This is a genomic window from Microvirga aerophila (assembly GCF_003332305.1).
Lineage (GTDB): Bacteria > Pseudomonadota > Alphaproteobacteria > Rhizobiales > Beijerinckiaceae > Microvirga > Microvirga aerophila.
The window spans coordinates 90,048-102,051 of sequence record NZ_QOIO01000022.1; the positions used below are offsets into that span (position 1 = coordinate 90,048).

Consider the following 12,004-nt stretch of genomic DNA (forward strand, 5'->3'; position numbering starts at 1 on the left):
TAGGCCGGTGAGATTTAGGCGGCAGCCTGGGCGTTCTTGGGCTGCACCTCGGCCATGTAATCCTCCATCAGCACCTTGGTCATGTTGCCGGGCTGGAAGGTGTGGGGGCCGATTTCGGCCACGGGCGTTACTTCGGCGGCCGTTCCGGTGATGAAGCATTCGTTGAAGGACGCGAGTTCCTCCGGCATGATCCGGCGCTCGGCAACTTCGAACCCGCGACGCTTGGCGAGGTCGATCACCGTCCGGCGGGTGATGCCGTCCAGGAAGCAGTCGGCGACCGGCGTATGCACGATGCCATCCCGGATAAAGAATACGTTCGCGCCTGTGCACTCGGCCACGCGGCCCTGCCAGTCGAGCATGAGCGCGTCCGCATAGCCCTTCCGCTCCGCCTTATGCTTGGAGATCGTGCAGATCATGTAGAGGCCCGCCGCCTTGGCGGCGGAGGGCGCCGTTGCCGGGTCGGGCCGGCGATACTCGGCCATGTCGACACGGATGCCCTTCATCTTCTGGGCCGGATCGAAGTAGCTCGGCCACTCCCAGGAAGCGATCGCCAGATGGATCTTGTTGGCCTGAGCCGCAACGCCCATCATCTCGGAACCGCGCCAGGCCACCGGACGAAGATAAGCGTCCTTCAGGCCGTTTTTTTCCAGAACCAAACGCTTGGCCGCATCGATCTCGGCCACCGAATACGGGATCTCGAAATCGAGGATCTCGGCCGACTTCTTCAGGCGCTCCGAATGTTCGGTCGACTTGAAGATCTCGCCCCCATAGGCGCGCTCTCCCTCGAACACGCTTGAACCGTAGTGCAGGCCGTGGGAGAGCACATGGAGCTGCGCATCTTTCCAGGGTACGATCTGTCCGTCGTACCAGATCCATCCATCACGTTGATCGAAGGGGGTCGCGGACATCGTATTCTCCTTGTGATTCGACCTTGTGGCTCACCGGGATCGTGAAATTTCCAGTGCGCAACCATGCGATTTGAGTTTCATTCATTTCACGGAAGCGCCTTGACGAGTAACGATCGGCCTGAGATATGTCAACAAGGCTGACATAAAATTGGATGAGGAACGGTGCCAGACGCGATTCCGGCTTTCAGACCTGACAGGCTTGGCAAGGATGTTCTGGCCGAGCTGCCGGCCTATGACCTGATCGAGCTTTTCTTCTTCGCTTATCGGGACTTCGTCAGCGATCCCGACCGCATCCTCGACGAGTATGGGTTCGGGCGGGCGCACCACCGGGTCCTGCATTTCGTCGACCGGCAGCCGGGCCTGACTATCGCTGAACTCCTCGACATCCTGAAGATCACCAAGCAGAGCCTCAACCGGGTGCTCAAGGAGCTGATCGAGAAGGATTTCATCGAAAGCCGCACCGGCACCTCCGACCGGCGCCAGCGGCTGCTCTTCGCCACGGCCCAAGGCCATGACCTAGCACTCAAGCTCGCCAAGCTCCAGACCCGGCGCATCATGCGGGCCCTGTCCGAACTTGATCCAGACGGCAAGAAACACGTGAGCGGCTATCTCCTGCGCCTCATCGACCCGGATGACCGGGCCCATGTGGAGCGCCTCGTGTTCGGAGACGGAAAAACCTGATAAGGCAGGAACCCCATAGTCAAAAGCGCCGAGCCTGATGGAAGCCCCACGCATCGATATCCCGGACCACGCCCCTCACGTGCTTGTGGTGGACGACGACCGCCGCCTGCGGGATCTCCTGGCGCGCTTCCTCACGGAAGCCGGGTATCGGGTGACCACCGCGGCCAGCGCCGCGGAGGCGCGGGCGAAGGCGGAAAGCTTCCTGTTCGACGCCCTGGTCCTCGACGTGATGATGCCGGGCGAGACCGGCTTCGACTATGCCCGAAGCCTGCGCCAGACCTCCCAGGTGCCGATCCTCATGCTCACTGCCCGCTCCGACGCGGCGGACAGGGTGACCGGCCTCGAAATAGGCGCAGACGACTATCTGTCGAAACCCTTCGAGCCGCGGGAACTCCTTCTCCGTCTTGGCAACATCCTGAAGCGGACGGTTCCAGCGACCGGGCCCGCCAACGGGGACGTTCCCGACGTCATACATTTCGGCCCCTTCTCCTACCGCTTCGACCGGGGCGAGCTGCGGCGCGAGGACGATATCGTGCGCATTACCGAAAGGGAGCGGGAGATCCTGACGCTTCTCGGCTCGCGGGCCGGAGACAACGTTCCGCGCGAAGAGCTTTCCGGCAACGGCGTGGCCGCCAACGAGCGCACGGTGGACGTTCAGATCAACCGCCTGCGCCGCAAGATCGAGGTCGATCCGGCCAATCCGGTTTTCCTGCAGACGGTGCGCGGTATCGGCTACCGCCTCGTTGTCGACAGATGAAGCTCAACAGGGCCCTGAAACGTTCTCCTGTCGACTGGGTCTTGCGCCGGCTCGGCAAGGGCTTGCCCAAGGGCCTCTACGCCCGTTCCCTGATCATCATCATCGCGCCTGTCGTGCTGCTGCAATCGATCGTCGCCTATGTGTTCATGGAACGGCACTGGCAGCTCGTGACCCGTCGCCTGTCATCCGCCGTGACGGCGGATGTCGCGGCCCTCATCGACATCTACGAGAATTATCCCCAGGACCGGGACGCGACGAAGCTGTCGCGCATCGCGTCCGAGCGCCTGCAGCTCGATGTGGACATTCTCCACGACACGGATCTGCCACCGCCAGGGCCGAAGCCCTTCTTCTCGATCCTCGACGAGGCGCTCTCCGACGAACTGCGCCGTCAGGTGGACCGCCCCTATTGGATGGATACGGTGGGGCGATCCAACTATGTGGAAATCCGCATCAAGCTCGATCAAAACCAGGTCATGCGCGTTCTGGCTCGCCGTAGCCAGACCTATGCGTCGAACTCCCATATCTTCCTGGTCTGGATGGGCGGCTCGTCGTTCGTGCTCCTCGGCATCGCGATCCTGTTCCTGCGCAACCAGATCAGGCCGATCCTGCACCTGTCGGAGGCCGCGGAAGCGCTCGGCAAGGGACGCGAAATCGAGTTTCGCCCCCGTGGCGCGCGTGAAGTGCGCCAGGCGGGCCACGCGTTCCTCGAAATGAAGCGCCGCATCGAGCGCAACATGGAGCAGCGCACCACGATGCTGAACGGGGTCAGCCACGATCTGCGCACCATCCTCACGCGGTTCAAGCTCTCGCTCGTGTTCCTCGACCAGACCGCCGAGGTCGAGGATCTCAAGCGCGACGTGGATGAGATGAGCCGGATGCTCGAGGGCTATCTGGCCTTCGCGCGCGGTGATATGGGCGAGCACGCGGTGGAAACGGATCTGCGGCTGCTGCTCGAAGAGGTGCAGTCGGACGCGGAACGGCAGGGACATGCCATGTCCCTCGACGTGGTCGGCGATCCAATCATCACTGTCCGTCCCGATGCGTTCCGCCGCCTGCTCTTCAACTTGGTGGCGAATGCCGCGCGGCACGGTGATCGCATCGAGATATCTGCCAATCACGAGACCCGCTGGCTGGTGCTCAACGTGGATGACGACGGGCCGGGGATTCCCGCCGAGATGCGCGAGGAGGTCTTCAAGCCCTTCGTGCGCCTCGACGAAGCGCGCAACCAGGACGAGGGCGGCTCGGGGCTTGGCCTCGCCATCGCCCGCGACATCGCCCGCTCCCATGGGGGCGACATCACCCTGGGGGACAGTCCCCTGGGCGGTCTGCGCGCGACCGTGCGTCTGCCGGCCTGATTTAGCCCAGAAGGCTTAATAGCTTCGAACCCGAGCAGCCGACTCGGGAGGCGACAGCCATGGCGGGGAGCGCGACAAAACTTTGGGCGAGCGGGGACGTCTATGAGCCCTATGTGGGCCGCTGGAGCCGAGTGGTGGCGAGAGAATTCCTCGGCTGGCTCGATCCGCCGGACGGGCTCGATTGGCTTGACGTGGGATGCGGCACGGGAGCCATGACGGAGGCGATTGCCGAGAGCAACGCGCCGAAGCGCCTTGCGGGCATCGACCCGTCGGAAGGCTTTCTCGCCTTCGCCCGCCAGCGCCTGCAGGATCGCGCCGAGCTGCGGCAGGCAGACGCTCAGGACCTGCCCTTCGGCCCCTCCGAGTTCGACCGCGTGGTGTCCGGCCTCGTGCTCAATTTCGTGCCCAACAAGGAGCGTGCGGCCGCCGAGTTATGGCGCGTTGCGCGTCCCGGTAGCGAGGTCGCGCTCTATGTATGGGATTATGCCGGCCGAATGGAGATCATGCGCCATTTCTGGGATGCGGCCATCGCGTTGGATTCGAGCGCCCGCGAACTCGATGAGGGACGCAAATCCCCAATCTGCAAGCCGGAACCGCTGCAACGGCTTTTCGAAGGCGCAGATTTCAAGGGTGTAGAAACCCGCGCCATCGACATCCCTACGGTCTTTCGCGACTTCGACGATTACTGGACCCCGTTCCTCGGTGGGCAGGCGCCGGCTCCACGCTATTGCATGTCTCTGGACGAAGAAGGCCGCGCCACGCTGCGCGAGCGCCTTCGCTCGTCCCTGCCCACACGGCCGGATGGAAGCATTCATCTCGTCGCGCGGGCATGGGCCGTGCGCGGCCGCAAGGACTGAAGAAGGATTTGGATCGGGCTCTAGTAAAGCCGCCCGCCGATCGGGACGTCCCGATCGGGGCGGATGAGCATGACCTCACCGTTCTCATCCGGCACCCCGAGCGTCAGAACCTCCGACATGAAGGGTCCGATCTGGCGCGGCGGAAAATTCACGACGGCAAGCACCTGCGTTCCGACGAGGTCTTCCAAGGTGTGGTTCACCGTGATCTGCGCCGATGAGCGCTTGATGCCGAGCTCCGGCCCGAAGTCGATCGTCAGCTTGAAAGCCGGCTTGCGCGCCTGCGGAAAGGCCTCGGCGGAGACGATGCGTCCGACGCGGATATCCACCTTCAGAAAATCGTCGAACACGATCTGAGGCGTTGAGGAATTGGTCTTCTGATCCATGGTGCCCCCTTGACCCGCAGCTCAGATCGTGGCTGCAGGGTTCTCGATGTCCCCGTCCTCGGAGCGCCGCCTGTCCCGTCTCGCCGGTCGGCGGCTTCCCATGAAGGCGCGGCCGACAGCCCTGAGCGGCGCGGTCAGGCGGCGAACATCCTCGGCCTGCTCGAGGATGCGCTCGCCCCGGCGCAACTCACGATCAAGCCGCGCCATGGTCCGGGCAAGCGCCGGGTCGTCGTCTTCAAGCCATGTGCGCATGGTGTTCGCATAGACGAGCACCGCTCCTTGGAGCTTGAGATTGCCGAGCGGCCCCTCCGTGGAGATTCCCGCTGCGGCTAGCATGAAGCGCTGGGAGTTGAGAGCGACCTGGTTGAGGGCCGCAAGCGAACCCAGGTCGTATTGCAGGTCCTGGCTGATCCGGCGCAGCGCTTCCTTATAGGGCGCCAGGGCATCGAACCGGCGCATCATGACGTCGAAGACGCGCTCCCGCGCCGGCTCCCCGGCCAGATCCTCGGTCGTTCCCTCCAGCACTTGTTGGTCGATCTGGCGCGAGAGCGCGCCAAGCACGGCTCCCTTTGACGGGAAGAGATCACGGAACTCCGCCAGGGACACGTTCGCCGCCTGCGCGATGTCTCCGATTTCGATCTCGTTCCAGGGTCTCTTCGAGGCGAGATCCATGAGCGCGTCGACGATCGCCTTGCGTTTGTCGGGTGTTTTCGCGGCCGGCATGGCAGTCTCCTGAGCAAATCCTTGGGAGCTTATCTAGAAGCCCGCTGGTCCAGGAACATGCCTGTCAGCCGGACAGTTCCTCCGCACGATGCTTTGCCGCAGCCACTGCCTCCCGCATGAGCGCCTTGAGGCTGTTGGGCTCGGCCATGAGAACCTGGAGGGCCGCAGCCGTCGTGCCGCCCGGCGAGGTGACGTTCTGCCGGAGCGTTTCCGGCGGCAGGTCGCTCTGGTGCAGCAACTCCCCGGCACCCGCGACCGTGGCGCGCGCCAGGCGCTGGGCGAGATCCGCCGGCAGCCCGGCCGCCGCGCCCGCTTCCGCAAGGCATTCCACGAGGTGGAACACATAGGCCGGGCCGGAGCCCGACAGGCCCGTCACGGCGTCGATCAGATCCTCGGACGCGACCCACTCGACCACGCCGTTGCTGCGCAGCAGGGCATCCGTTATCAGCCGCTGCGCCTCGGTGACCTCGGGGCTGGACGCCGCGCCGGTCGCGCCGCGCCCGATGCTGGCCGGCAGGTTCGGTATGGTGCGCACGATGGCGGTCGCGGCCGGCATCCGGCTGCGCAGATTGTCGATGGTCTTGCCTGCGAGAATCGACACGACGACGGTCTGCGGCCCCAGAAGGGCGTTCACCTGGGGCGCTGCCTCTTCGAGGCCTTGCGGCTTGATGCCGAGCACGAGCACCTCGGGAGCAGCCGGAGGATTGGTTGGATTAAGGGCGATCCCGCGCTCGTTGCACAGGCGCGTCATCGCCTCGGAGGGGCGCGGATCGATGACGGTCACCCCCTGAGGCGACATGCCGACGGCGAGCCAGCCCTCCAGCATGGAACCTCCCATTTTCCCTGCACCAACGAGGATGAGCGACGACGGGAGATGCTGAGCGTGTGTGGGCATGGGAACCTGGCCGGGATGGAATGGGAGGGCCGCACTCTATCCATCTTCGCCACGTCGTGTCGAGGCGTGGTTCAGGCCTCGCCTTCAGTTTCGAACAGGACGCTGTCCAGCGCCTCGCGGGCTGACTTTCCGGCCCAGATCACGAACTGGAACGCCTGGAAATACCGCTCGCACGCTTCCACCGACACCCGCAGCATGGTCTCGCATTGCCCGTGGGTCGGGTCGGCGCCGCCGGCCAGCAGCAGGGCATGGCGGAACATCACCACGTTCTCCGAACTCCAGAGATCGAAATGCCCGACCCAGAGCTGCTCGTTGATGCGCGAGATCAGCTGAAGGACTTCCGTCCTCCGGCGCTCAGGGACCTTGATGTCGAAGGCGCAGGCTACATGCAGCGCCTCCACGTCCTCGATCCACGTGAAGGCCACGTGGTAATCCGCCCAGCGTCCGTCGACGGAAACGGACATCTCGTCTGTCTCCGCGCGGTCGAAAATCCAGTGCCGCGAGGACGCGAGCCGCTCGACCACATCGAGCGGGTGTTCCATGCGGTCAATGTCGATGTGAAGCTGTGGCATATCGATCCAAGGAGCCCCGGCGCCTGAAATATTAGAACATATTTCGGCAATTACCTTTAGGTTGATTCAGGCAAGAAGCGGGCTTGAGCGCTGAATAGATTCAGTATTCAGCAGCTTTTTCCGTCCCGACCGCGAATCAGTTCATGAATCGACAGTCTTAGATTTTGAGCTGAGCCACAATGCGTCGGTATGCCCTGTCCACAACAGGCGTCCAAGCCTGAGGAGGTAGTGCGACCCGTCCCATCAGGCCGACGCGGGAGGAGCCTCGGGGGAAGTACCCAGTTTCGCCTCGAGAGCCTTGAGCCTGGCCTCGAGGCGCTCGTTCTCCTCACGGGCCGCGACCACCATGTCGCGCAGCACGTCCACCTCTTCGCGGGTGGCGACGTCCATGTCCTTGATGAGCCGTTCGATCTGGGTCCGCATGACGGTCTCAACCTCCCGGCGAACTCCCTGCGCCGCGCCAGCCGCATCGGTCGCCAAGCGAGCGATTTCGTCGAAAATCCGGTTGGAAGACTGAGTCATGGGTGCATCCGCAATCGAAAAGGAGAAGGCAACAGCCTCGGCTGGTCACATGTGGAGACATTCCGGGCAAACTGCAACAGGGTTGACGATCCGGGCCTCGGCAGTCCAATGGCAGCGTCGTTACATAAGGCCCGCCGATGCCTCTTGCCGCCCTTTCCTTTCCCATGATCGATCCGGTTGCCGTCAGCATCGGCCCCTTCGCCATCCGCTGGTATGCCTTGGCCTATGTGGTCGGGCTCCTGGGCGGCTGGTGCTACGCCAAGCGCCTGGCCGCCCGGGCCGACGATTGGGCCGGCCTGCGCCAGCCGAAGCCGCTCGACATCGACGACCTGATCGTCTGGGTGGCTTTTGGCGTCGTCCTGGGAGGGCGGCTGGGATACGTGCTGTTCTACAATTTCGGGGCCTACCTGTCCCAGCCCCTGGAGATCCTTGCCGTGTGGCGCGGCGGGATGTCGTTTCACGGGGGCTTTGCCGGGGCGGTTCTGGCGATCGTGCTCTTTGCACGGGCGCGCAATCTCAATCCCTTGGCGATGCTCGACATGGCGGCGGTGGTTACCCCCATCGGCCTGTTCTTCGGGCGCATCGCCAATTTCATCAACGGCGAATTATGGGGCCGACCTGCGCCCGATTTTCCCTACGCGGTCGTGTTTCCCCATGCGGGACCCGTACCCCGTCACCCGAGCCAGCTCTATGAAGCCTTTGGGGAAGGACTGATCCTTTTCATCGTCATGGCCATTGCGGTCCGCCGCTTCGGCTTCCGCCGCCCGGGACTTCTCGGGGGCATTTTCGTGCTGGGCTACGCGGTTGCGCGCATCGTCTGCGAGTTCTTCCGCGAACCGGATGCGCAGCTCGGGTTCCTGTTCGGCTCCTCGGTCGGGGCCTTGGGCGGCGGCATCACCATGGGCATGCTGCTGTCCGTTCCCATGGCTCTCGTCGGAGCGGCGGCCATCTGGATCGCGGCGCGCGGCTACACACGGCCCTCCGTTGCGGCCGAGGCGGCATGATCCCGTTTCCGAGCAGGGTTCGGGAGATGATCGCCCATGAGGGGCCGATCACGGTGGAGCGCTACATGAGCCTCTGCCAGACGCACTACTACGCGACCCGCGACCCGCTCGGGGCAGCGGGCGACTTCACCACCGCGCCCGAGATCAGCCAAATGTTCGGGGAGCTGATCGGTCTGTGGATGCTGGAGGTCTGGCACGCCATGGGCCGCCCCCCAGCCGTTCGCCTGATCGAACTGGGGCCGGGCCGCGGCACCCTGATGGCCGACCTCCTGCGCTCGGCCCGCCTCCTGCCCGATTTCCTCTCGGCCGTCACGGTGCATCTGGTGGAGACGAGCCCCGCCCTCCGCGAACGGCAACAGTCGGCCCTGGCCGCATCCGGCGCTCGTGTCGAATGGCACGATCGGATCGAAGACGTGCCTGCCGGCCCCGCCCTGGTCGTCGCAAACGAGTTCTTCGATGCACTTCCGGTCCGCCAGTTCGTCGCGACCGATCGCGGCTGGTGCGAACGGCTCGTCGGCGTCGAGCAGGATAGCCTGATCTTCGGCCTTCGCTCCGAGCCGGAAAGGGGTCTCAAGAGCCCGCTGCGCCTGGGCGACATCCTCGAATTGCCTCTAGGGTCTATCGACCTGGTGAGAACGCTCTCACGGCGCCTTGGGCGGGATACCGGCGCAGCGTTGATCATCGATTACGGCTATTGGGGTCCAGCCTTCGGCGACACCCTGCAGGCGTTGAAGGGCCATGCCTATGCGGATCCATTGGCGGAGCCCGGCGAGGCGGATCTGACGACGCATGTGGATTTTCAGGCGCTGGCGCAGGCCGCCTTGGAAGAGAACGTTCTCGTTCATGGCTTGGCGACCCAGGGCAACTTCCTTGAAGCCCTCGGCATCGGGGCGCGCGCCGAGCGTCTCAAGCAACGCGCCACTGCGGCGCAAGCCGCCGACATCGACAACGCCCTTGCGCGCCTGACGGAACGCGGGCCAAAAGGAATGGGCGAGCTCTTCAAGGTTTTAGCATTGACCCATGACGGCCTTGCGGGCGTGCCCGGACTGCCTCATTCCCCTTCCCCATCGGCGAGATCTTGAAGCCATGTTCATCGAAGCCCCCGAACTCGCCTCCTTTCCCAACCTGCGTCATGCGTTCTTCACACGCCAGGGCGGGGTGTCAGAGGGCATCTACGCATCGCTGAACGGCGGTCTCGGCTCGTCGGACGATCCCGGCAAGGTGGCGGAAAACCGCCGGCGAATGGCCGAGAGGCTTGAGGTCGACCCAGCGGCGCTGATCAGCGTGCACCAGGTCCATTCGGCAGATGCGGTGATCGTCGAAGGCTCCTGGAATGGGGAGCGTCCGAGAGCGGACGGCATGGCGACCTCGGTGCCGGGCATTGCCCTTGGCATCACGACCGCGGATTGCGGCCCGCTGCTCTTCGCCGACCCGCAGGCAAGTGTCATTGGGGCCGCGCATGCAGGGTGGCGGGGGGCCGCAACGGGAGTTCTCGAATCCACCATCGAGGCCATGGAGCGGCTTGGAGCGCGACGCAGCAGCATCGTCGCCGTGCTTGGACCGACGATCAGCCAGGCGGCCTATGAAGTCGGTCCGGATTTCGTCGAGCGCCTGACGGGCACGGACACCGGCAACGAGCAGTTCTTCCGTCCCGGAGAACGGGAGGGCCACGCCATGTTCGACCTTCCCGGCTACATCGGCATGCGCCTCGAGGCCGCCGGGATCGGGACGTTCGCGAATTCAGGTCTTTGCACCTATTCCGACGAGGAACGCTTCTTCAGCTATCGCCGCACGACCCATCGGAGCGAGCTCGATTACGGACGTCTGATCTCCGCGATCGTCCTTACTCCGCAATCCCGCTGACATCCGGCGTTTCCCAGGCCAGATGCTGACCTCCGTCGACGGCGATCATCTGGCCGGTGACGCTGCTCGCGCGGGCAAGATAAAGAACCGCCTCGGCGATCTCGTCAGGCGTCCCGCCCCGGCCGAGAAGAACGGATCTGCTCTGCTTGGCGAAATCTTCCTCGGCCTGGCGCTCGTTGGCAAGCGTCGGGCCCGGCCCGATGGCGTTCACGCGGATGCGCGGGGCAAGCGCCTGGGCCATGGTCTGGGTGGCCGTGAATAGGGCGGCCTTCGTCAGCGTGTAGGAAAAGAATTGCGGCGTCGGCTTCCAAACGCGCTGATCCACGATATTGACGATGCAACCGACCCGATCCTCCGGCAGCTGGCCTGCAAAATGCTGCGCCAGGAACGCAGGCGCGCGGAGATTGATGGCGAAGTGCCGGTCCCATCGGTCCTCCGAGAGGCTTCCGATCTCGTCCGGCTCAAAGGCCGACGCATTGTTCACGAGCAGGCTGAGGGGTCCAAGCTCCCGCGTAGCGGCCGCGATCAGCGACGCCACGGCATGACGGTCGGCAAGATCAGCCTGGACCACGACGGCCCGTCCCCCTTGCTGGCGGATCGATGCCGCTAGCGCATCCGCCTGCGTCGTCGAGCGGTTGCAGTGGATCGCCACCGCATAGCGCTCATCGGCAAGGCGCTCTACGATGCGGCGACCGATCCGCTGAGCACTCCCGGTTACCAGGGCAGTTTGATCCATTATATCGCTCCCTTGAACGGTATGACGTTCCAGCATGGCAGCTTCTGCCGCAAAATGAACATTTTTTGACACCGGAACCGAACAAAAAATCGATGTCTGCGTTGGGAGTTTCGCGATGCCAAAGGGGAACAGCACGCAAGTCGCCGTCACATTGCCGCCACAGTGCCCGGAGGGGTCTGTTGTGGTTAAGTCACAGCTCTCATGCGGCCGTCGCACTATAAAGACTTCGTCGACTGACTCGGCCCAGTTCTTGGGTTTGAGGAGGCCATGACATCGATAGGAAAGAAACCATGAAGAAGATTCTTCTCGCCAGCGTCGCTCTCTTCGGCTTCGCCGGAGCTGCTGCGGCTGCGGACCTTCCCGTTCGCGCGGCGCCCCCCGCTCCCATGATCGCCGCTGTTCCGGTTTTCACCTGGACGGGGTTCTATGTTGGCGTGAACGCTGGCTACGGCTGGCAGAACAACGACAACAACAGCTCGATCTTCGTGCCGGCCGGCACCTTCGTGACCGCTCCGGCGGCCTCGGGCACCATCACGTTTGCCGATGACGAGGGCGAAGGCTTCGTCGGCGGCGGCCAGATCGGCTACAACTACCAGATGGGCTCGTTCGTGTTCGGCGTCGAGGCCGACCTGCAGTGGGCCGATCTCGGCGGCAGCGGCGGCACCGCCTTTGTGCCGGCCGGCTTCCCGGCCAGCTTCGTGCCGGCGGGCACCGCGGGCGGCATCGACTGGTTCGGCACCGTGCGCGC

At 64.3% G+C, this 12,004-nt stretch carries 15 protein-coding genes; 8 read left to right on the forward strand and 7 right to left on the reverse strand.

The genetic code is table 11. The features are described from left to right. Positions 1-14: 14 nt before the first annotated feature. The gene (locus tag DRB19_RS13760) at positions 15-908 is read right to left on the reverse strand and encodes a branched-chain amino acid aminotransferase (protein WP_114186596.1); all 894 of its coding nucleotides are present in this window, start codon (positions 906-908) and stop codon (positions 15-17) included. A 162-nt stretch (positions 909-1,070) separates the two neighbouring features. Here DRB19_RS13760 and DRB19_RS13765 point away from each other — a divergent pair, with 162 nt between their 5' ends. The 4 genes from DRB19_RS13765 to DRB19_RS13780 are packed head-to-tail and all read left to right on the forward strand — an operon-like array spanning position 1,071 to position 4,558. Beyond that, a complete protein-coding gene (locus DRB19_RS13765; RefSeq protein WP_114186597.1) occupies positions 1,071-1,589 on the forward strand; it encodes a MarR family winged helix-turn-helix transcriptional regulator in 519 nt (172 codons plus the stop codon). A 37-nt stretch (positions 1,590-1,626) separates the two neighbouring features. After that, on the forward strand, positions 1,627-2,346 hold the full coding sequence (locus DRB19_RS13770) for a response regulator (protein ID WP_114186598.1): 720 nt from the start codon (positions 1,627-1,629) through the stop codon (positions 2,344-2,346). Continuing rightward, positions 2,343-3,701: an ATP-binding protein gene (locus DRB19_RS13775; protein WP_114186599.1), complete on the forward strand. Its 1,359-nt coding sequence runs from the start codon at positions 2,343-2,345 to the stop codon at positions 3,699-3,701. Before DRB19_RS13770 ends, DRB19_RS13775 begins: the two co-directional genes overlap by 4 nt. 59 nt (positions 3,702-3,760) lie before the next feature. Continuing rightward, on the forward strand, positions 3,761-4,558 hold the full coding sequence (locus DRB19_RS13780; RefSeq protein ID WP_114186600.1) for a class I SAM-dependent methyltransferase: 798 nt from the start codon (positions 3,761-3,763) through the stop codon (positions 4,556-4,558). A 20-nt stretch (positions 4,559-4,578) separates the two neighbouring features. Here the strand turns inward: DRB19_RS13780 and DRB19_RS13785 are convergent, their stop codons facing one another. The 5 genes from DRB19_RS13785 to DRB19_RS13805 all read right to left on the reverse strand — a co-directional run bounded on the left by DRB19_RS13785 (position 4,579) and on the right by DRB19_RS13805 (position 7,653). After that, complete coding sequence (locus DRB19_RS13785; RefSeq protein ID WP_114186601.1) at positions 4,579-4,941, reverse strand: tRNA-binding protein; 363 nt, start codon at positions 4,939-4,941, stop codon at positions 4,579-4,581. Positions 4,942-4,962: 21 nt separating this feature from the next. Further along, positions 4,963-5,664 (reverse strand): TetR/AcrR family transcriptional regulator, encoded by a 702-nt coding sequence (locus DRB19_RS13790; protein WP_114186602.1) that lies wholly within the window; start codon positions 5,662-5,664, stop codon positions 4,963-4,965. A 64-nt stretch (positions 5,665-5,728) separates the two neighbouring features. Then, positions 5,729-6,559: a pyrroline-5-carboxylate reductase gene (gene proC, locus DRB19_RS13795; protein ID WP_114186603.1), complete on the reverse strand. Its 831-nt coding sequence runs from the start codon at positions 6,557-6,559 to the stop codon at positions 5,729-5,731. 71 nt (positions 6,560-6,630) lie between these two features. Beyond that, a complete protein-coding gene (locus DRB19_RS13800; RefSeq protein ID WP_114186604.1) occupies positions 6,631-7,131 on the reverse strand; it encodes a type III secretion system chaperone family protein in 501 nt (166 codons plus the stop codon). Positions 7,132-7,374: 243 nt separating this feature from the next. Then, positions 7,375-7,653 (reverse strand): accessory factor UbiK family protein, encoded by a 279-nt coding sequence (locus DRB19_RS13805; protein WP_114186605.1) that lies wholly within the window; start codon positions 7,651-7,653, stop codon positions 7,375-7,377. 137 nt (positions 7,654-7,790) lie between these two features. On the opposite strand from DRB19_RS13805, the gene lgt reads away from it, so the two are divergent. The 3 genes from lgt to pgeF are packed head-to-tail and all read left to right on the forward strand — an operon-like array spanning position 7,791 to position 10,520. Next, on the forward strand, positions 7,791-8,657 hold the full coding sequence (lgt, locus tag DRB19_RS13810) for a prolipoprotein diacylglyceryl transferase (protein ID WP_114186606.1): 867 nt from the start codon (positions 7,791-7,793) through the stop codon (positions 8,655-8,657). Further along, positions 8,654-9,739: a class I SAM-dependent methyltransferase gene (locus DRB19_RS13815; protein WP_114186607.1), complete on the forward strand. Its 1,086-nt coding sequence runs from the start codon at positions 8,654-8,656 to the stop codon at positions 9,737-9,739. Before lgt ends, DRB19_RS13815 begins: the two co-directional genes overlap by 4 nt. Before the next feature lie 4 nt (positions 9,740-9,743). Next, complete coding sequence (gene pgeF, locus DRB19_RS13820) at positions 9,744-10,520, forward strand: peptidoglycan editing factor PgeF (RefSeq protein ID WP_114186608.1); 777 nt, start codon at positions 9,744-9,746, stop codon at positions 10,518-10,520. Here pgeF and DRB19_RS13825 read toward each other — a convergent pair. Next, the gene (locus DRB19_RS13825) at positions 10,501-11,256 is read right to left on the reverse strand and encodes an SDR family oxidoreductase (protein WP_114186609.1); all 756 of its coding nucleotides are present in this window, start codon (positions 11,254-11,256) and stop codon (positions 10,501-10,503) included. The genes pgeF and DRB19_RS13825 overlap by 20 nt on opposite strands. A gap of 290 nt (positions 11,257-11,546) precedes the next feature. On the opposite strand from DRB19_RS13825, the gene DRB19_RS13830 reads away from it, so the two are divergent. Then, positions 11,547-12,004, forward strand: a 458-nt coding sequence (locus tag DRB19_RS13830) for an outer membrane protein (RefSeq protein WP_114186610.1), incomplete at its 3' end; no start/stop codon positions are given.

Bases quoted from the DNA above. Each gene is read 5' to 3' on its own strand.
- DRB19_RS13760 (WP_114186596.1), bottom strand. From the start codon at position 908: ATGTCCGCGACCCCCTTCGATCAACGTGATGGATGGATCTGGTACGAC.
- DRB19_RS13770 (WP_114186598.1), top strand. From the start codon at position 1,627: ATGGAAGCCCCACGCATCGATATCCCGGACCACGCCCCTCACGTGCTT.
- DRB19_RS13775 (WP_114186599.1), top strand. From the start codon at position 2,343: ATGAAGCTCAACAGGGCCCTGAAACGTTCTCCTGTCGACTGGGTCTTG.
- DRB19_RS13780 (WP_114186600.1), top strand. From the start codon at position 3,761: ATGGCGGGGAGCGCGACAAAACTTTGGGCGAGCGGGGACGTCTATGAG.
- DRB19_RS13785 (WP_114186601.1), bottom strand. From the start codon at position 4,941: ATGGATCAGAAGACCAATTCCTCAACGCCTCAGATCGTGTTCGACGAT.
- DRB19_RS13790 (WP_114186602.1), bottom strand. From the start codon at position 5,664: ATGCCGGCCGCGAAAACACCCGACAAACGCAAGGCGATCGTCGACGCG.
- proC (WP_114186603.1), bottom strand. From the start codon at position 6,559: ATGCCCACACACGCTCAGCATCTCCCGTCGTCGCTCATCCTCGTTGGT.
- DRB19_RS13800 (WP_114186604.1), bottom strand. From the start codon at position 7,131: ATGCCACAGCTTCACATCGACATTGACCGCATGGAACACCCGCTCGAT.
- DRB19_RS13805 (WP_114186605.1), bottom strand. From the start codon at position 7,653: ATGACTCAGTCTTCCAACCGGATTTTCGACGAAATCGCTCGCTTGGCG.
- lgt (WP_114186606.1), top strand. From the start codon at position 7,791: ATGCCTCTTGCCGCCCTTTCCTTTCCCATGATCGATCCGGTTGCCGTC.
- DRB19_RS13815 (WP_114186607.1), top strand. From the start codon at position 8,654: ATGATCCCGTTTCCGAGCAGGGTTCGGGAGATGATCGCCCATGAGGGG.
- pgeF (WP_114186608.1), top strand. From the start codon at position 9,744: ATGTTCATCGAAGCCCCCGAACTCGCCTCCTTTCCCAACCTGCGTCAT.
- DRB19_RS13825 (WP_114186609.1), bottom strand. From the start codon at position 11,256: ATGGATCAAACTGCCCTGGTAACCGGGAGTGCTCAGCGGATCGGTCGC.